Here is a 17663-nt window from a genome sequence, read left to right as displayed (position 1 = left end):
ACATCGTGATGCTGGTGCAGCCGTGGCACATTATCGTGCTGGCACAGCACTCACACGTCGCTGGCGCACTGGCCGGAGCCAGCGCCACGACAGCCCAAAGGAGCCAAAGCCACGACAGTAACGTTAACGGGGGCGCGTGGCAAGTTTCGGGCAACGAATGTCTCTCGCCGACGAAAACACGGACGAGAACCCGTATCTCCGGGACCCACCGACAGCGTTCGAGCCGCCAGAACAACTCTCGGACGACGAGGCCGAGCAACAGGTCGAACAGCTTCGGGACGCCATCCGCGAACACGACCGCCGGTACTACGTCGAAAACGACCCGCTCATCGCCGACCGGACCTACGACACGCTGTTCGAGCGACTGCAGGTACTCGAGTCCACCTTCGATCTCAGTCACCCCGACAGTCCGACGAGAAGCGTCGGCGGCGAGCCGATCGAGGCCTTCGAGACGGTCGAACACGAGGCACCGATGCTCTCGATCGACCAGAGCGGCGAGGAGGCCGATGTTCGTGAGTTCGACGAGCGCGTCCGGCGCGAGGTCGGAGCGGTCGACTACGTCTGTGAGCCCAAGTTCGACGGGGTCTCGATGGAGTTCGTCTACGAGGACGGCAGCCTCCAGCGCGCCGTCACCCGCGGCGACGGCCGTGAGGGTGACGATGTGACGCGAAACGCCCGGACCATCGGCTCGGTTCCACAGAAGCTCCACGGCGACTACCCCGACTTCCTCGCGGTCCGCGGCGAGGTTTTCATGCCGAAAGACGCCTTTCAGGAACACAATCGCGAGCGGATCGAACGCGGCGAGGAGCCCTTCGCCAACCCGCGCAATGCGACCGCCGGCACCATCCGCCAGCTTGACCCCGAAATTGTCGCCGAGCGGCCGCTCGACGTCTTCTACTTCGACGTGCTCGCAGCGAGTGAACTCGAGGACAGCCATCGCGAGGAACTCGAGCGCTTTCCCGAGTTCGGCCTGCGAGTGACGGACCATGTCGAGATTGTCGACGACATCGACGACGCCATTGCGTACCGCGACCGGATGCTCGAGGCTCGCGACGACCTGAACTACGAAATCGACGGCACCGTGATCAAGGTCGACGACCGCGACGCTCGCGAGGAACTCGGCCGAACGGCCAGACACGACCGTTACGCCTTCGCCTACAAGTTCCCCGCCCGCGCGGAGGTGACGCCAATCGCCGACGTGGCCGTCCAGATCGGCCGCACCGGTCGAGTAACCCCCGTCGCACTGCTCGAACCGGTCGACGTCGGCGGCGTCACCGTCTCGCGTGCGAGCCTGCACAACCCCGAGGAAATCGCCGAGAAAACCGTCGCTATCGGCGACACTGTCCGCGTCCAGCGCGCCGGCGACGTAATCCCCTATGTCGAGGAAGTCATCGAGAAAGGGGCGGACAACGACCCCGAGAGCCACTACGAACTCCCCGACCACTGCCCCGTCTGTGACAGCGCCATCGAACGCGACGGGCCGATGGCGTTCTGTACCGGCGGCCTGGCGTGTGACGCCCAGCTCCGGCGCTCTATCGAGTACTACGCAAGCGACGGCGGTCTCGACCTGGAGGGCCTCGGCGAGAAGAGCGTCCGCCAACTCGTCGACGCCGGACTCGTCGAATCCATCGCTGACCTCTACGAACTCGAGTGCGAGGAACTGACCGCACTCGAGGGCTGGGGTGACACGAGCGCAGAGAACCTCCTGTCGGAGATCGAGGCCAGCCGCGAGCCACCGCTGGCGGACTTCCTCTCAGCGCTTGGTATCCCCCACGTGGGACCGACGACGGCACGCGAACTCGCCCGTGAGTTCGGGACATTCGAGGCAGTCCGCGAGGCCGCCGAGGACGACCCGGCGGCACTCGAGGGCGTCGACGACGTGGGCGAGACAGTCGCGGAGACGATTCACGAGTTCTTCGCAAGCGAGGCGAACGCTGCAGCAGTGGCCGACATTCTCGCTCACGTCTCGCCACAGGAGTCCGACCTGGAGTCCGGCGGCGACGAACTCGACGGCCTGACGTTCGTCTTTACGGGGTCGCTCGCCGACGTGACCCGCAGCGAGGCCCAGGAGACGGTCGAGGCCCATGGGGCGAACGCGACGGGAAGCGTGTCGGGGAATACGGACTACCTCGTTGTCGGCGAGAATCCGGGTGCGACGAAGCGCGAGGACGCCGAGGAAAACGACGTGCCGATCATCGACGAGAGTGAGTTCCGCGAGCTGCTGGCAGAGCGTGGGATCGGCCTCGCGTCACAGTAGCGTGAGTCGGTGGTGGAGAGTAGAGGACGGGGGCAGGGACGAAAACGGAGACGGGACGTGGACGAAAATGGAGACGGGGCGGGGACGAAAACGAGAACGGCAACCGGAACGCCGACGGCAACCAGAACGGGGACGGCAACCAGAACGCCGACGGCAACCAGAACGCCGAAGCTGATCGGTGCACAACAGTATCACATGTACGAAACGCTTCTGGTCGGGATGGATGGCAGTGACTTTGCACAGAAAGCGCTTGAGCATGCTGTCGAACTGTCGCAAGCTGTTGGGGCAACCCTCCACGTCATCACGGTTGTCGATTCGACGGCGAATCCAATGCGGTTCAGCGTTACTGAAGTGGACGAGCTGAATCAGGCGAAGGCGACCCTCGTTGAGAATATCACAGACGCAACCGATGATGGGGATATTACAGCAGAGGTTCGTCGAGGCGACCCCGCTGATACCTTGCTGGCGTATGCTGCTGAAATTGATGCGGATCTAGTCCTCGTTGGACAGAGTGGTGCAGGACAGCTCGAGGCGACGATCTTCGGACGGACGACCGAGCAACTGGCGGAACAGACACAGATCCCACTGACGATCGTGCCGCTCTCGGACGAAGACTGACCAGGCTGCTGTCTAGTGAATCGTACCCTACCAATGTGGGCCACGTGACTTAGTAGCGAAGCGGTGTACGGCCCTCATGGCTTCGATCCCCGACGACTTTCAGGACCTGTTCGAGAAGGAAACGTTCGCCCACGTCGCCACGCTGTTGCCGGGCGGTGCACCGCACGTGACACCGGTGTGGATCGACTACGATGCCGACGCAGATCGACTACTGGTGAACACTGAACGAGACCGGCGCAAGGAGAAAAATGCCCGGCACGACGTCCGTGTGGCCGTGAGTATGACCGATCCCGATAACCCGTATCGGATGCTCTCAGTGACCGGACGGGTCGACGAGGTGACGACCGAGAACGCTCGCGAGCACATCGACGAACTCGCACGGCGGTATATGGACGTCGAGGAGTACCCGAACCCAATCGAGACCGAGCGCGTCATTATTTCAATCGAACCTGAGCGTGTGAGTCACTTCGAAGGGTGATGCGAGAGGGCGCTCTACAACGAGTGACGCGAGAGAGTCGCTCTAGAGGTCGACCCGATCGAACCGGAAGAGCGCAATCGCGATCGGCACGACGATCCAGCCCAGCAGGATGACGAACGCGAACCAATCCTGCAGATAGAACGGCACGCTACCGAACATATTTTCGAGCATCATCACCGTCTGTCCGTCGAGGTCACCCACCGACGTCACCAGCGAGAGAACGTTTTGGTAGGCCATTCCAGGATCGAGGCTGTTGAAGAACAGCATGACCTGCGCGGTCGTTTCTCCTTCCGGCAAATAGCCCATATTCATCAGCGTCATGAACGCGACGAGCATGGTGTCCCAGAGAATGTAGAACAGGACGAAGATGCCGAACATCCCCGCACCGGCAACGGTCGTCGAGCGCGTCAGCGACGAGACGGCGACCGCGATACTCGTGTAGGCGAGCCCGTAGATGATCGACATCACGAGGAGTCCGCCGTAGTCGACGATATCGAAGCTGCCGAGTAGGGCGACCACGACGAGCGCCGCAAGCACGAAGCCGACGACGAGTGACACCGAAAGCACGGCAGCCCGGCCGATAAGCTTCCCGAGGAGCACGTCCTTCCGGGAGTGAGGAAGCGAGAGCAGGATCTTGATGCTCCCCGACTCGCGCTCACCGGCGATGGCCTTCCAGCCGAGGATCAACGCGATCAGCGGGATGACCAGCCGCGTGATCCCGTTGACCATGGCCACGAGCGCCTCCGTCGTCTGTCCCTGTGCGGCGATATCATCGCCGAAGTAGGAAATGACGCCGGTCGTCGCAACCAGCAGGGTGAAGAAGAAGACGCTCAGCCCCCAGAACATCCACGAGCGGATGGAGTCCCGAAAGTCCTTCTTCGCGACCGCGCGGACACTCGACGGGTTGATCGAACTGCTCGGAGAGCCACCTGCAGCCGTGTCAGGCCCAGTGTCGGTTGCGGTCGCCTCGGACCCAGAGCCGGACCCAACGTCGGTGCTCATCGCGCATGCACCTCCGTTCCCGTCGTGTACGACTGGAAGACGTCTTCGAGCGAGGCCTCCTCCGTCGAGAAATCCCTGACGTCGACGCCGTGGTCCTCGAGTGCGGTGAGCACAGCGGTCTTCGAGCCCTCGACCTGTGCGGTGATCGTCGGTGACTGTTCCTGCGCCGACCCAACGGTAACGTTCGATACGTCAGAGAGGGAACGAACGGCCTGGATCGCCTCGTCGTCGATACGGTCAACCGTAATCCGAAGCGTTGTACCGCCGCTGACCGAGTCGCGAAGCCCCTCGACGGAGTCGACGGCGACCATCTCGCCGTTCCGGAGGATGCCGACGCGGTCACAGACCGCCTCGACCTGCTCCATGCTGTGGCTCGAGAAGAACACCGTCGCGCCGCGGGCGTTCTCCTCGCGGACGATTTCGCGCATCTCGCGTGCGCCGTTCGGGTCGAGCCCCGTCGAGGGCTCGTCTAAGATCAGCAGGTCGGGTTCGCCGACCAGCGCCATCGCAAGCATGAGTCGCTGGGCCATCCCTTTCGAGTAGCCGCCGGCCTTCTTGTCGATGGCGTCTGCCAGATCGACCCGCTCGAGGAGGGCTTCCGGATCGTCGTCAACACCTTTCGATTCGATGGCGAACTCGAGATGCTGGCGGGCGGTGAGCCGGTCGTAGGTTCGATACCCTTCGGGGAGGACGCCGGTCCGCGAGCGAATCTCGCGGCTGTGAGCCTGCGCGTCGCGGCCGAGCACCTCGACGCGGCCGGCTGTCGGGCGGATGAAGTCGAGGACCACATTGATCGTGGTCGACTTCCCTGCGCCATTCGGGCCGAGAAAGCCGAAGACCTCGCCCTCACGGACCTCGAAGGAGAGGTCGTCGAGCGCGAGCGTCTGACCGTATGATTTCGTCAGGTCGTCGACGCGGAGTGCGGGCATGGCTGACCCATCAGTGCGTTCACCGATAAGAGTTGCCACTTGTGAGAGATAATCCACTCACCAGATCGAAAGGAAGAAACTACAGCAGCCAGTCAGATCGGGTCGTCAGGCTCATACTGATCAGTCACGCGCTCGACCTCCGTGGCGTAGCGTTCGCGGGTCTGTTCGTCCTCGACTGGCTCGAGATCCGACTCGGGGACAGCCGTTGCGGCAGTCACCTGAGAACCCGTCTGCAGCGCAGTCGATGAACGCTCACGCTGCTGGTATCGTGAGCCATCGGGTGTCGCGTAGACGAGCGTCACGATATTTCGCGTCCCGAACTCGCGTTCGACCAGCCAACACTGAACCGTCGACTCAGTCATGGACTATGGTTACCGACGGAACACCGAGAAAGTATCGCGTCCGTCGTAGCCGGTCGCAGAATCGAGCGTTCGCACGTACAGCAGAACGCCACAGCGTACTTGAGGCGCGTTGATGGACTCACGGACGAGACGAACCGATGGCCACGCGCAGGAACCGGGACGATGGGGACAGTCGAGAGAACCAGAGCGACCCCTCCAACCCCGGATCTCGACTCGACTACCTCGACCAGCTTCGCTACGAGGGCGAAACCGAACAGCGACGCGTCGCACTCGAGTCGGCGACGGTCGTCGTCACCAGCCACCGCGTGCTGGCGGTCGATCACGATGGTAGCAGCGGTCGAGGAACCACCGGCACCGATAGTCGACCCTACCGACACGTCGATCGGCCGAACGTCCAGCACGTTGCTGTCAGCACGGGCGGGTCACCAGCGAACCTCTACCGGACGCTGCTCGCCGGCGCGCTCGGACTCACACTCCTGACGATTTCGCTGGCAACCTCGTTCGCGGCCATGGTTCCAACGGTGGCACTCGAAAGCGACGAGGCGAGCGGAGACGGGGCCGGCGCAGGTGTTGAATCGGAAACGGCCGGGTCGGGCGCGGAAACAGCAGCCGGCGCAGAGTCCGGAACGGATATCGCGACGACAGCTGCCGTCGATGGACTCTTCGAGACGTTCGGGCTGGTGTTTCAAGTGCTCGACCTGGTCGTGCTCGTGGGTGGCCTGCTCTCACTCGGACTGGCGGCCGTGTTCGCGACACTGTACGTCCGCTCTCGCAGTGAGCGCCTGCGGATCGAAGTTGCGGGCGAGGCTGATATCGAACTGCCGCTCAGTCGAACGGACGACGGGAGGGTGACTGCGCTCAGTCTCCGCGAGGCGATCCAGCCGGGCTCGCCGATCGGTGGGCAGTCCCTCGCGGCGACGAGCGGCGGTGTTTCCAACGGAGACAGAGACCGGGACAGAGACGACCACTCGCTAAACGACGAGTTCGGTCCAGGGAACGGGTGGTGAGTTACGGGTACAGTCAGCGGTGGTGACAGTGACGGAACCGCAGACCCGATGAGTCAGGCTGAAAGCCGTCCACCTCCTAGCGCGCCCGATGAACGCAGACGCGGTTCGCGAGCGTGCCCGATCGCTGCCGCGAGAGCCGGGCGTCTACCAGTTCCAGGCCGACGGCACAACCCTCTACGTCGGCAAGGCCGTCGACCTCCGGAGTCGCGTCGGCTCCTACGCCGATCCGCGAAGCGCCCGCATCAGTCGGATGATCGACCGCGCAGACGCGGTCGAGATTGCGGTCACCGACACCGAAACACAGGCGCTCTTGCTCGAGGCCAACCTGATCAAGCGCCACCAGCCGCGGTACAACGTCCGGCTCAAGGACGACAAATCGTACCCGATGGTCCAGTTGACGGATCACCCCGCCCCGCAGATCGAGATCACCCGTGATCCGAGCGAATCCGCGACCGTCTTCGGGCCCTACACCAACAAACGGCAGGTCGAGACCGTCGTGAAGGCCCTGCGCGAGACCTACGGCGTCCGCGGCTGTTCGGACCACAAGTACTCGGGCCGGGACCGTCCCTGCCTCGACTACGAGATGGGGCTCTGTACCGCCCCCTGCACGCGAGAGATCGAACTCGAGACGTACGCCGAAGACGTGACCGCCGTCGAGCGCTTCTTCGAGGGCGAGACCGGGATTCTCACGGATCCACTGCGTCGGGAGATGGAAACCGCCGCCCAGGAACAGCACTTCGAGCGCGCGGCGAATCTGCGGGACCGACTCGAGACGGTCGAAGCCTTCCACGGTGAGGGCGGCGAGGCGGTCCAATCGGTCGGCGACGAGCGTGCCGTCGACGTGCTCGGCGTCGCCATCGAGGGCGAGGACGCGACGGTGGCTCGACTGCGCGCCGAGAGCGGGAAGCTCGTGGATCGAGAGCGCCACACGCTCGAAGCGCCGGGTGCAGGAACAGAAGCGGGAGCGGAAGCGAAAACGGCAGCTGCAGGCGATGGCGGCCTCGCAGCGGGTGCGGAGACAGCGGACAGCCAGGGCGGCGTCCCCGCCGTCCTCGCCGCCTTCATCGTTCAGTACTACGCCGAACGCGACCTCCCCGACGCACTCCTCCTCCCCGAACGCCACAACGACGACGAGGTCAGCACCTGGCTCGACGCCGAGGGCGTCGCCGTCCGCGTCCCCGGTGCCGGTCGCGAGGCCAAACTCGTCGACCTCGCGCTCAAAAACGCCCGGCGAAACGTCGGCCGGCGCGACGAGTGTGGCATGCTCGCCGACGCACTCAACCTCGACACGGCCCGCCGAATCGAGGGCTTCGACGTGAGCCATGCCCAGGGAACAGCCGCCGTGGGCAGCAACGTCACCTTCGTCGACGGCAGCGCTGAAAAGGCCGACTACCGCCGGAAGAAACTCACCGACCAGAACGACGACTACGACAACATGCGCGCGCTACTCGAGTGGCGCGCCAGCCGAGCCGTCGAGGACCGGGACGACAGGCCGGATCCGGATCTCCTGCTGATCGACGGCGGCGAGGGGCAACTCGAGGCGGCCCGGGACGCCCTGAGTGCAGTCGGCTGGGACGTACCTGCAATCGCGCTGGCAAAGGCCGAGGAGACGGTTATCATCCCCGATAGACAGCTTTCCTGGCCCTCGGATGCGCCGCATCTGCACCTGCTCCAGCGTGTTCGCGACGAGTCTCACCGCTTTGCCGTCCAGTACCATCAGACGCTGCGTGACGACGTGAGGACGGTGTTAGACGACGTTCCGGGAATCGGCCCTGAGACGCGAAAACGGCTGCTCGGTCGCTTCGGGAGTGTGGAGAACGTTCGCGAGGCGAGCGTGGAGGACCTACAGAGCGTTTCTGGTGTCGGCGAGAAGACGGCTCGAACGGTGAAGGAACGGCTGTAGCGTCGATGTGCAGTGAGAGGACGCACAAAAGTCACAGCAGGCCGATTCGTCACAGTTCGCTAACGTATTTGTATTGCCCGGTTGAACCGTTGGGTAATGAACGACTTCGTCCGCGCCATGGTGGTCCCCTTCTTCATGGCCCTCTTTCCGGCGGTCTGGTTCGTCAACCGGAATTTGACGACCGCCCAGCTTCCGCCGACGGTCGAACCGAGTGCAGGGCTGATCCTACTCGGGTTGGCTGGCGCGGTCGTCGGCTCGGCCGCTGTTGCCGCCCTTCTCGCGGCCGTCGGGCGAAATCAGTCCGTCGCGGCCGAAGAGTTGCCATTTCGACAGCGGGTGTTTCAGCCCGACACGGCCTCGCTTACCGTCTTTCTCGCGCTGGTCGGACTCTGTGCGCTCTGGGCGCTGGTCGCCTTCGCCGGAATCGGACCAGCAATTCTCGGCGACGCGCTGACGTTCGTGATGCTCCTCCCCGGCCTCCCGCTGCTCGTTCTCGCACCGCTTGCGATCCACTCCGCGGTCGCGACGACGGTCGGTCTCGTCGCCTGTGCCCTCTGGCTGTCGGTCCTCTCGGTCGGCACCACCGAACTCGTTGGGCGCTGGAGGACGGATGGCGGTCCGGAAATCTGATCGGTGGCCAGTAGTACTGCGGCGTACGCGATGACAGACGAATACGAATTCGGCAAACAGTTCGCACACATACAACCGACAAACCGAGACGTCACTGTCCTTGAACAGTAGCGACCGTCACCGAGTCTCGAGTGACGAGAACGAGAAGTGGTCCATCACCCGGAACGATTGCTTCCGTCTCCTTGACGGGGAACGTTGTCGTTACCTCGGTATCCGATCTCGTGAACGTTGCTCCTGTCGACCGAATTTCGCCGGAAATGATAACGTCAATCTCACGGTCTGCTGGCAGGGCTACCGGAATCCGTTCGACTGACTCAGCCGTGAGTGAAAATTCCGCGACAGCCTCGTGATCACCGTTCGTTCCTTCAAACGACACGTCTCCGTCGATCGTACCGTTGCATTCATTGACAACGATGAGGGCGGTCTTTTGAACGTCCGTGTTACTAGCGTTCGACTCGCCAGCACTCGTCGAGAACGAAGAGAGGGCTGGAACGGTGACTGCACCACATGCAAATGCGAATTTCCTCCGCAACATATGCGTTCACCATTTAGGAGGAATAATAAGCTTTCTGAATGTGATGAATTAAGATCGTTGTGTTCAAATCTCGTGTTTCACAGGCACAATACCTACGGAGACAATTCCAAGCAACACCGGCGGACGTGAGGCGCAGGTCTTAGTCACTGGAGGACATTCGTTCAACTGTGCCCGCAGACGACCCACTCGACGACCTGCTTGACGAATTAGATAGCCAAAGTGACCTCGAAACCGCAGAGCAGGTGCTGTCGATTCGCATGGAATCCCGGCGGTACGGCAAGCCAGTGACGATCGTCGAGGGCTTCGACCTCTCGAACTCCGAAATCGAGTCGATCGCCTCCGATCTCAAATCGTCGCTCGGCACCGGCGGCACCGTCGACGACGGGCGAATTGAACTGCAGGGCGAGCACCGCGACAGAGTACCGGACCTGCTTCGTGACCGCGGATTCGACGTGCAGGCGTAGCGTTCGCACCTGTCCAAACCGACTGCTGACCGACTCAGTCCCCACCCAGGCGTAACGTTAGTTGCACTAACACAACCCGCGTTGAGTGTATCTCTTTGTCCCTCGGTATTGTAGAGCACAGTATGGAGGGAGCAATCCGACCAGCAACTGCCGACGACCGCGAGGCAATCCGCGAAGTCGCCCGTGACACCTGGCACGACACCTACGACGAACTCGAGAGCGACGTCATCGACGAAACGGTCGACGACTGGTACGCCGACGACGAACTCGAGCGCGCACTCTCGAAACCCGGCACCGCAGTGCTAGTTGCCGAAACCGACGACGGCGTCGTCGGCTTCACCCACGGCGTCGTGCAGGAAGACGAGGGCAATGTGCTCCGGATGTACGTCCATCCGGAGCACCAGCGCGAGGGTGTCGGCACGGCGCTCCACGAGCGTCTGCGCGACGACCTCGCGGATTTCAACATGAACCGAATGCGGGCAATCGACCTCGCCACGAACGAGGGCGGGCGAACGTTCTACGAAGACCTGGGCTTCGAGGAGACGGGCGGCGGCACGGTCGAAATGGGTGACGAGGAGCACGAGGAAGTCGTCTACACACTCGAGTTGTAGTAGCGATCTGTAGTTTGATTTGTGCTTGGGCGCTACCGTGGGTCGCTCTCCAGGAACAGATTGCTGGTCAAGCAGAGGCGACGCTGTGAAAACGTAGTGGACAAGCGAGAAGCTGACGTACCACACGACTGTGTTATCGCCATGAATGTTGACTTTAAATATGACCTACAGTTATGGGGTCAGTGAATAGATACCACGGAGCTATTCAAGGGTTATAATACACCATAGATTTTTAAATAGAATTTTCTCAATTAAATCTAAAGCTCCCCTATTTGAGGCGATTAAGGATACAATATGAATGAAACCACATTGCACTTGTAAGGTTCCACATTTCGTTCGTTGGAAATATTGACGATCCATTCATGGTCTGAAAGAGGCTATCTACAACCTATTTTCCTGGGTCCGCAAACAATCAGAGCGAGGCCTTGATGGATTGCTGAAAGAATTGGCCATTTCTTTATCCGTTCTGAAGGTGGCTTATAAACATGCAAAGACGAGTTACATCCCTAACCCTATCGTGATATATAAAATTTTAATACCCTTAATAGATTTCTATTGTGTCACTCAGTTTCTCCAAGGAATATTAGGGTTTCTGGATGCTCGGATTCAATACTCTCTGAAGACACACCGTAATTCTGGGGACTTTCACGAATTTCTTTAACAGTTGCCGCACTCATATTTTGTTCTTGCAGTTCCGCGTCAGACATCTCTCGAAGCGTATCCGGATCTGCAGAAGGTGCTGAAACTGGCATAGTGATATCTGTTTCCATCGTAGGGCCATCTATATTTGTTTCATCACTAACACTAAGAGTAGCTTCATCACCTCCGTCCATATTTGTCACCTCAAATCGAAGCCAATGTGCGGTACTCTCTGCTTGGTTACTGCAGGGACTATTATCATCCCAGTTGTACGCGAGTGAAATTGTATCATCAAATTCGTACTCATCTGTGTACATATTATACATACTACCCAACATTTCGCCCGCGCTCCATCCTGTTCCAAACCCGCCAGGTATTTCACCAAGAGCAAACGTAAGAATCTCTTCTCCGTAATCTCCGATATCATATTCACTGCTCTTATCTAGATCTCCTGAACCACCAACCCAGTTTTCATCTTCACGGTTATCATCCTGGATAAATGTTCTCAATTGCCCATTTCCAGATCTATTAATATTGAGTTCGGATTCGTCAACAAAACAGACTAATGAGCCGGATTCATTTCGAGTTTCGGCAAGGGTAACAAGATTGAATTGTGCCATCCAATAACTTTCAACTGGGTCATCTTCATACGGACTTCGCCACTCCGTCTCACGGGCGACAGAAGTAGTTAATTCTCCATGGACCTCCGTCACGCCAGAGGCTACGATAGAATCACTATCATATTCTAATTGATGTGGGTCATAACAACACTCCCTTCGGTGTTCTTGATCATTGATACAATTGAACTCTACCCATGATTCCTCACAATCAGACATCGAAGTTGCAGTCAAATCACGAGTCTTAGTTGATTCAGGACAGAAATCACTGTGGTGTTCCCAAGAGGTACAACTTAAATGGGAATCTTGTTCTGAGGTTTCAACCTTATCTTTTCCAACTCCGCTATTTGCACTCACGGTACTAGTGGCTACACCGACAATAGCTGTCCCAACGGACACATTTCGAAGGATAGTCCGGCGATTTATCGTATTGGTATCTTTTGCCATACTATAGGCAATATCCTCTGGATACATATAGCTAATTGACAATAGTTCCTTCGTGATTATTATAATCTAATATTATTATATATCAAAATAGCAGATGGTGAGTTTCCATCATATATTTATATGTAGAGAAGATTGATTGGAGCCATATAAAGACTGGAGAGAACCATTTAGTGGCGTTTCAACCTGAATCGAATAGGCGAAACCGAGACCGTTCGTTTGGTTTCACTCATCAGTTTACGCTTGGAGCGGTACTCAATACTAAACGCTCTTCTATAGTACAGCGGTACTGGCTCAGACAGCGAACCGAGTAATAGGCTTTCTCGAATCTTCGACCGTCTCAGTCCGTAACACGGGGGCGGGCGTGGGTTGCTAACATGCTCTTCCGCTAGTCTACACAAGAGCGCACAGACAAGAACACGCATGACCGAACCGAGCTTGAGACAGAATCGTGGATCGAAGGGCGGCTAGAAATGAAGATCAAGGACGTTGATCTTAAGTCGAGATAAGGTGCAGAATCGGCTGAATGATCGGGTACGCCATCAAGACGCATTTCGACGGTTCTGGTAGCGGTGAGAGTGATCCCTTGTCAACTGTTTCATGATCACTCCTCTGAAACGTTACACGAGGGAGCAGTTTCTAGGGAATCCTCCGTTTGGAGAAGTCCGTATCCAATAGTCACGTCATCAAGTTCACCGCCGTGGCCCGGCTCGCCGAACCTGGCAGTAAATTCGAAACACGTTCCATCTTGGATATCGTCTCGCGCGGCTTCCTCGACTTGTTCTCTTACCGACTCAGTTACCGACTCTGTCGTCAGGGAGGTCCCGATCTCCGAGTCAACCACCTCTACCCGGAATTCGTACTCGGCTAGTTCGCCCATCCAGTCCTCGACGATATTCATCGCACCAAATTGGGGATACTCACCGGATGTTTCTTCCCCTCTAATTAAGTGTTCTTCTTGGTACACCCTTTCACTATCTTTCGTCACAGAGACATCGACTTCTACGTCTTGGTCACTATGATTTTCGATATGTATTCTACCAAGGGCCAGTTCAGGTGGGTCGTCGGGAATCCAGTTTAGGCAACCTGCTAAATGGAGTTTGCCTACCCCGATTGCTGTAAGTAACATTCTCCGCCTCATATGTCAAATAACCTTCCACAGCTAATAAATGTTCGGTCATAGTTCAATATATATTAGTTGAATTGGCTCTGTTGAAACCCTTCAGAAATGACATTGAGAAGAGCTACTATTCCTGCTGGGTTTCGCAAATCCGACTGAGAACGAACTCCTTAGCAAATCACAAGACGTGAAGAGGGTTTCAACAGAGCCGTTGAATTGTAAATATGATATATAAGTAATACTGTTTCTGCAGGACATATTGAGCCATTCTAATAGCGAGTAATTCCAACACTGAGACGACATTCCGAACTGGCAACCCCATTGAAGGCAGACGCACCCGGACATCCTGACAGGTGTCAGGGTGCGCTCGTTCGCCCAAATCGCATCACAATCCACGTCTAAGCACTCTCTGAGCAGATTGGCGAGTTGCATGGACACTTCCCGCCACCACCTGCTCATTCCTCAAGCTCTCATCTAGACAGTGCCTCGAGTATCCCGAGCTAAGACAACTGAAATCACTCTGTCAGACAGAAATTAACTTTCCGAGCAGTATCGGGCGGATTCAAAACCAGGCCGATGCGAACGACCGCCTTCGTCAGAACTCCTCGGCCGGCGGCGCGACACCCTCGTCTTCGGCACCGCCTGCGAGTTCGAACTCCTCGCGGACCTCCCGAATCCGATCGCGGATATCCGCGGCGAGTTCGAACTCGAGATTGCTCGCGGCTTCGTCCATCCGGGTCTCGAGTTCGTCGATGTAGCGGGCGGCTTCGTCCTCGTCCTCGAGTTCCCGGCCGGAGACCTGCGAGGTATCGGTCTTGCTGCCGGGCAGGTTTGTCTCGCTGACGGCCTTGTCGATGGTGGTCGGTTCGAGGCCGTGTTCCTCGTTGTACTCCTGCTGGATGCGGCGGCGGCGCTTGGTTTCCTCGATTGCGGACTTCATCGCGTTCGAGGGGTCGTCGGCGTAGAGGATGACCTCGCCGTTGACGTTTCGTGCCGCGCGCCCCATCGTCTGGACGAGCGTCGTCTCGGAGCGGAGGAAGCCCTCTTGGTCAGCGTCGAGAATCGCCACGAGCGAGACTTCGGGGATGTCCAGCCCCTCCCGCAGGAGGTTGATCCCGACGAGTACGTCGATCTCCCCCAGTCGAAGCGAGCGGATAATCTCGTGGCGCTCTAAGGTGTCCGTCTCGTCGTGCATGTACTCAACGTTGACACCGGCCTCTTCGAGATACTCCGTGAGATCCTCGGCCATCCGCTTCGTGAGCGTGGTGACGAGGGTGCGCTCATCGCGGTCGATCCGGTCGTCGATGCGGTCCATGAGGTCGTCGATCTGACCGCTGGCGGGCGAAACCGATATTTCGGGGTCGACGAGGTGAGTCGGACGAACGATCTGTTCTGCGATACGTTCGGAGTGTTCGCGTTCGTAGTCGCTCGGCGTCGCAGACACGTACAGCGTCTGGTCGGTCTTCTCTTCGAACTCCTCGAACGTGAGCGGGCGGTTGTCGTAGGCGGTCGGAAGCCGGAACCCGTTCTCGACGAGCGAGTCCTTCCGGGACTTGTCGCCGGCGTACTGGCCGCGGATCTGTGGAATCGTCTGGTGGGACTCGTCGATCACCGTCAGGAAATCGTCCGGGAAGTAATCGAGCAGCGTGTACGGTGCCTCGCCGGACTCGCGATCCGAGAGGTAGACCGAGTAGTTCTCGATCCCCGAACAGTAGCCCGTCTCCTGCATCATCTCGAGATCGAACGTCGTGCGCTCCTCGATGCGCTGGCCGGCGATCATGTCGCCTGTGCGATCGAAGTACGAGATGCGAGAGTCGAGGTCGTCGCGAATCTCGTCCATCGCGCGCTCGAGTTTGGGCTCCGGAATCGAGTAGTGCTCCGCCGGGTGAACGAGGACGGCCTGCTGGTCGCCCTGGGTGGTGCCCTCGAGTGGGTCCACTTTCACCATGCGATCGATTTCGTCGCCCCAGAGTTCGACGCGGACGGCGTAGCGGCCGTACATCGGGTAAATTTCGACGGTATCGCCCCGGACGCGGAACGTGCCTTGTGTGAAGTCGACGTCGTTGCGCTCGTAGTTCAGGTCCACGAGCTGTTTCAGGAGGTCGTCGCGGCCGACTTCCTCGCCGACCTCAAGACGAAGCGACATATCGATGTAGTTTCGCGGGTCACCGAGGCCGTAGATTGCCGAGACGCTCGCGACGACGATGACGTCCTCGCGGGTCAGCAGTGAGCGCGTGGCCGAGTGCCGAAGCCGGTCGATTTCGTCGTTGATCGAGGCGTCCTTGTCGATGTAGGTGTCGGTCTGTTCGACGTAGGCCTCGGGCTGGTAGTAGTCGTAGTAGGAGACGAAGTACTCGACGGCGTTTTCTGGGAAGAGATTGCGGAACTCCTCGTAGAGCTGGGCCGCGAGTGTCTTGTTGTGTGCGATCACGAGTGTCGGCTTCTGTACCTCCTCGATGGTCCAGGAGACGGTGTTCGTCTTCCCCGATCCCGTGACGCCGAGGAGCGTCTGTTTCTCCATGCCCGAGTTGAACCCGTCGGCTAGCTGCTCGATCGCCTCGGGCTGGTCGCCGGCGGGCTCGAAGGGAGCGTCGACCTCGAAGGGATGGTCGGCGTCCGGTCGGTCCGGCTGCAGGGGACCTCGAGAATCACTCATCATCGGAAGCAAGGACTGGAGCTACTTTACGCGCTCGCATATGCGAGGCCCGGTTCGGAATGGGCTGTCTCGATCAGCTCTGGGACAACAGATCGGTTCCGTCGACGTGACAGAACACCAGAAGAACTATGCGACTCACATCAGGACCGCGTAGCAAGCCATGCCCTCCAGACGATCCGTCCTCGGCGCGGGAGCGACGGCCGGGTTCGCCACAGTCGCTGGCTGCCTCGGAAGCAACCACTCGTTCGGTGCACTCGAGACGGACGCGAACAGCTGGCGACAGTCACGGTACGATCTGCATAATACGGCCGCCAACATCGACGCAACCGTCCCCGACGACCCTGACGAGCGCTGGCGCTTCGAGCCGAAATCACCAGTTCGAGCCGTCAACGGGCTGGTCGTCGGCGAGGACGTCGTACTCGCCGGCAGCGAACGAGCGGCAAGCACTAGCCTCGTCGCCCTCGACCGCGACACCGGCGAGCGGCTGTGGGCGGCCGACGACGAGGCTGCGAGTGTCGATTCGCTCGCACTCGGCGACGAGCGCGTGTACACAGCATCGACCGAGCGTGCCGTCACTGCCTACGACCGCGAAACCGGCGAGCAGCAGTGGGTCGACGACGGCCAATCGAGCGCACGGACGGTCGGCGCGACCGTGCTGTTCGACGGCGATATCGTCTACCGCGGCGATTATCACAGACTCACCGCGTACGATGCCACGTCGGGCGACGAACTGTGGGAGCTGTCCGGCTACGGTGGCTGTGCCATCGCGGATGGACAACTCTTCCGGGGGAGTGGGAGGCTGGCCGCGTACCACCCCGCGGATTCGTGGTTCAGTCTTGGCTCCGAGAACCCGCCTGAGAACCAGTGGGAGGTTCGCGGAAATGGCACCGGCCACCCGCCGGTCGTCTGGAACGACCTCGTTCTCTCGAGTACAAGGGACGGCCCACTCAGTGACTCCGAACGACTACAGGCGTATGCCGCGGCCGACGGTGCACTCGAGTGGGAACTCGAGTATCAGGACGCGCATATCATCCCACCCGCTATCGTCGGCGAGCGAGCGGTGTTCCACGCCGGACGCGGTGACTGGAGCGACAGTGACGAGCCGAGCAAACTGGTCGCCATCGATTCGGAGGGGGCGATCGACTGGGAAATCGAAACGGCGTGGGAGATGCCGACGCTGGTCGCTGCGGGTGAGACTGTCTTCGTCGGCGGCGAGAACGACGCTCCCGCCCTGGCCGCGATCGATCCCGAAACCGGCGAGACGCGCTGGGAACGTGAGGTGCGAGGCGAGGGCGTGCGACTGGCTGGAACGGCGTCGCTCGCAGCGGTCGACGGCCTGCTCGTGGTCGGAACGGAGCACGGGCAGGTCGTGGCGTATGACTGACTCACAC

16 protein-coding genes and 1 pseudogene are annotated in these 17663 nt (G+C 59.7%); 9 read left to right on the top strand and 8 right to left on the bottom strand.

Annotated elements, in window-relative coordinates:
- Window positions 1-157: 157 nt before the first annotated feature.
- The 3 genes from ligA (at window position 158) to NMAG_RS09950 (ending at window position 3353) form a co-directional block, all read left to right on the top strand.
- Window positions 158-2257 (top strand): NAD-dependent DNA ligase LigA, encoded by a 2100-nt coding sequence (gene ligA, locus NMAG_RS09960; protein WP_004267373.1) that lies wholly within the window; start codon window positions 158-160, stop codon window positions 2255-2257.
- A gap of 57 nt (window positions 2258-2314) precedes the next feature.
- Window positions 2315-2875 carry a universal stress protein gene (locus NMAG_RS09955; protein WP_004267374.1) on the top strand — a complete coding sequence of 187 codons (561 nt, stop codon included), beginning with the start codon at window positions 2315-2317 and terminating at the stop codon, window positions 2873-2875.
- A 76-nt stretch (window positions 2876-2951) separates the two neighbouring features.
- Complete coding sequence (locus tag NMAG_RS09950; protein WP_004267375.1) at window positions 2952-3353, top strand: PPOX class F420-dependent oxidoreductase; 402 nt, start codon at window positions 2952-2954, stop codon at window positions 3351-3353.
- A 42-nt stretch (window positions 3354-3395) separates the two neighbouring features.
- On the opposite strand, the gene NMAG_RS09945 is transcribed toward NMAG_RS09950, so the two are convergent.
- From NMAG_RS09945 to NMAG_RS09935, 3 genes are all read right to left on the bottom strand, one after another.
- Window positions 3396-4355 carry an ABC transporter permease gene (locus NMAG_RS09945; RefSeq protein ID WP_004267376.1) on the bottom strand — a complete coding sequence of 320 codons (960 nt, stop codon included), beginning with the start codon at window positions 4353-4355 and terminating at the stop codon, window positions 3396-3398.
- The gene (locus NMAG_RS09940; protein WP_004267377.1) at window positions 4352-5284 is read right to left on the bottom strand and encodes an ABC transporter ATP-binding protein; all 933 of its coding nucleotides are present in this window, start codon (window positions 5282-5284) and stop codon (window positions 4352-4354) included. Before NMAG_RS09940 ends, NMAG_RS09945 begins: the two co-directional genes overlap by 4 nt.
- 92 nt (window positions 5285-5376) lie before the next feature.
- Window positions 5377-5646, bottom strand: coding sequence for a hypothetical protein (locus NMAG_RS09935; RefSeq protein ID WP_004267378.1), 270 nt, complete (start codon window positions 5644-5646; stop codon window positions 5377-5379).
- 137 nt (window positions 5647-5783) lie between these two features.
- Here NMAG_RS09935 and NMAG_RS09930 point away from each other — a divergent pair, with 137 nt between their 5' ends.
- The 3 genes from NMAG_RS09930 to NMAG_RS09920 all read left to right on the top strand — a co-directional run bounded on the left by NMAG_RS09930 (window position 5784) and on the right by NMAG_RS09920 (window position 9186).
- On the top strand, window positions 5784-6653 hold the full coding sequence (locus tag NMAG_RS09930) for a hypothetical protein (RefSeq protein WP_004267379.1): 870 nt from the start codon (window positions 5784-5786) through the stop codon (window positions 6651-6653).
- Window positions 6654-6741: 88 nt separating this feature from the next.
- Window positions 6742-8556: an excinuclease ABC subunit C gene (locus tag NMAG_RS09925; protein WP_004267380.1), complete on the top strand. Its 1815-nt coding sequence runs from the start codon at window positions 6742-6744 to the stop codon at window positions 8554-8556.
- Between the two features lie 96 nt (window positions 8557-8652).
- Window positions 8653-9186: a hypothetical protein gene (locus NMAG_RS09920; RefSeq protein ID WP_004267381.1), complete on the top strand. Its 534-nt coding sequence runs from the start codon at window positions 8653-8655 to the stop codon at window positions 9184-9186.
- A 91-nt stretch (window positions 9187-9277) separates the two neighbouring features.
- Here the strand turns inward: NMAG_RS09920 and NMAG_RS09915 are convergent, their stop codons facing one another.
- On the bottom strand, window positions 9278-9721 hold the full coding sequence (locus NMAG_RS09915) for a hypothetical protein (protein ID WP_004267382.1): 444 nt from the start codon (window positions 9719-9721) through the stop codon (window positions 9278-9280).
- A gap of 167 nt (window positions 9722-9888) precedes the next feature.
- Between NMAG_RS09915 and NMAG_RS09910 the strand changes: the two genes are divergently transcribed.
- Window positions 9889-10185, top strand: a complete 297-nt coding sequence (locus NMAG_RS09910; protein WP_004267383.1) for an SUI1 family translation initiation factor — start codon at window positions 9889-9891, stop codon at window positions 10183-10185.
- A gap of 122 nt (window positions 10186-10307) precedes the next feature.
- Window positions 10308-10796 carry a GNAT family N-acetyltransferase gene (locus tag NMAG_RS09905; RefSeq protein WP_004267384.1) on the top strand — a complete coding sequence of 163 codons (489 nt, stop codon included), beginning with the start codon at window positions 10308-10310 and terminating at the stop codon, window positions 10794-10796.
- 560 nt (window positions 10797-11356) lie between these two features.
- Here NMAG_RS09905 and NMAG_RS21620 read toward each other — a convergent pair.
- The 4 genes and pseudogenes from NMAG_RS21620 to uvrB all read right to left on the bottom strand — a co-directional run bounded on the left by NMAG_RS21620 (window position 11357) and on the right by uvrB (window position 16272).
- A complete protein-coding gene (locus NMAG_RS21620; protein ID WP_148221908.1) occupies window positions 11357-12499 on the bottom strand; it encodes a hypothetical protein in 1143 nt (380 codons plus the stop codon).
- Window positions 12500-13100: 601 nt separating this feature from the next.
- The gene (locus NMAG_RS09895; RefSeq protein WP_012996626.1) at window positions 13101-13637 is read right to left on the bottom strand and encodes a hypothetical protein; all 537 of its coding nucleotides are present in this window, start codon (window positions 13635-13637) and stop codon (window positions 13101-13103) included.
- Between the two features lie 250 nt (window positions 13638-13887).
- Window positions 13888-14048, bottom strand: a pseudogene (locus NMAG_RS21615) (IS6 family transposase); the annotation flags it as partial.
- A 163-nt stretch (window positions 14049-14211) separates the two neighbouring features.
- A complete protein-coding gene (gene uvrB / locus NMAG_RS09890; protein WP_004267386.1) occupies window positions 14212-16272 on the bottom strand; it encodes an excinuclease ABC subunit UvrB in 2061 nt (686 codons plus the stop codon).
- A gap of 160 nt (window positions 16273-16432) precedes the next feature.
- Between uvrB and NMAG_RS09885 the strand changes: the two genes are divergently transcribed.
- Complete coding sequence (locus tag NMAG_RS09885; RefSeq protein WP_004267387.1) at window positions 16433-17656, top strand: outer membrane protein assembly factor BamB family protein; 1224 nt, start codon at window positions 16433-16435, stop codon at window positions 17654-17656.
- Window positions 17657-17663 lie beyond the last annotated feature (7 nt).

The organism is Natrialba magadii ATCC 43099, assembly GCF_000025625.1.
Taxonomy (GTDB): domain Archaea; phylum Halobacteriota; class Halobacteria; order Halobacteriales; family Natrialbaceae; genus Natrialba; species Natrialba magadii.
Note: the sequence above shows the minus strand (reverse complement) of the source record. Positions and strands in the feature narration are given on the sequence as shown.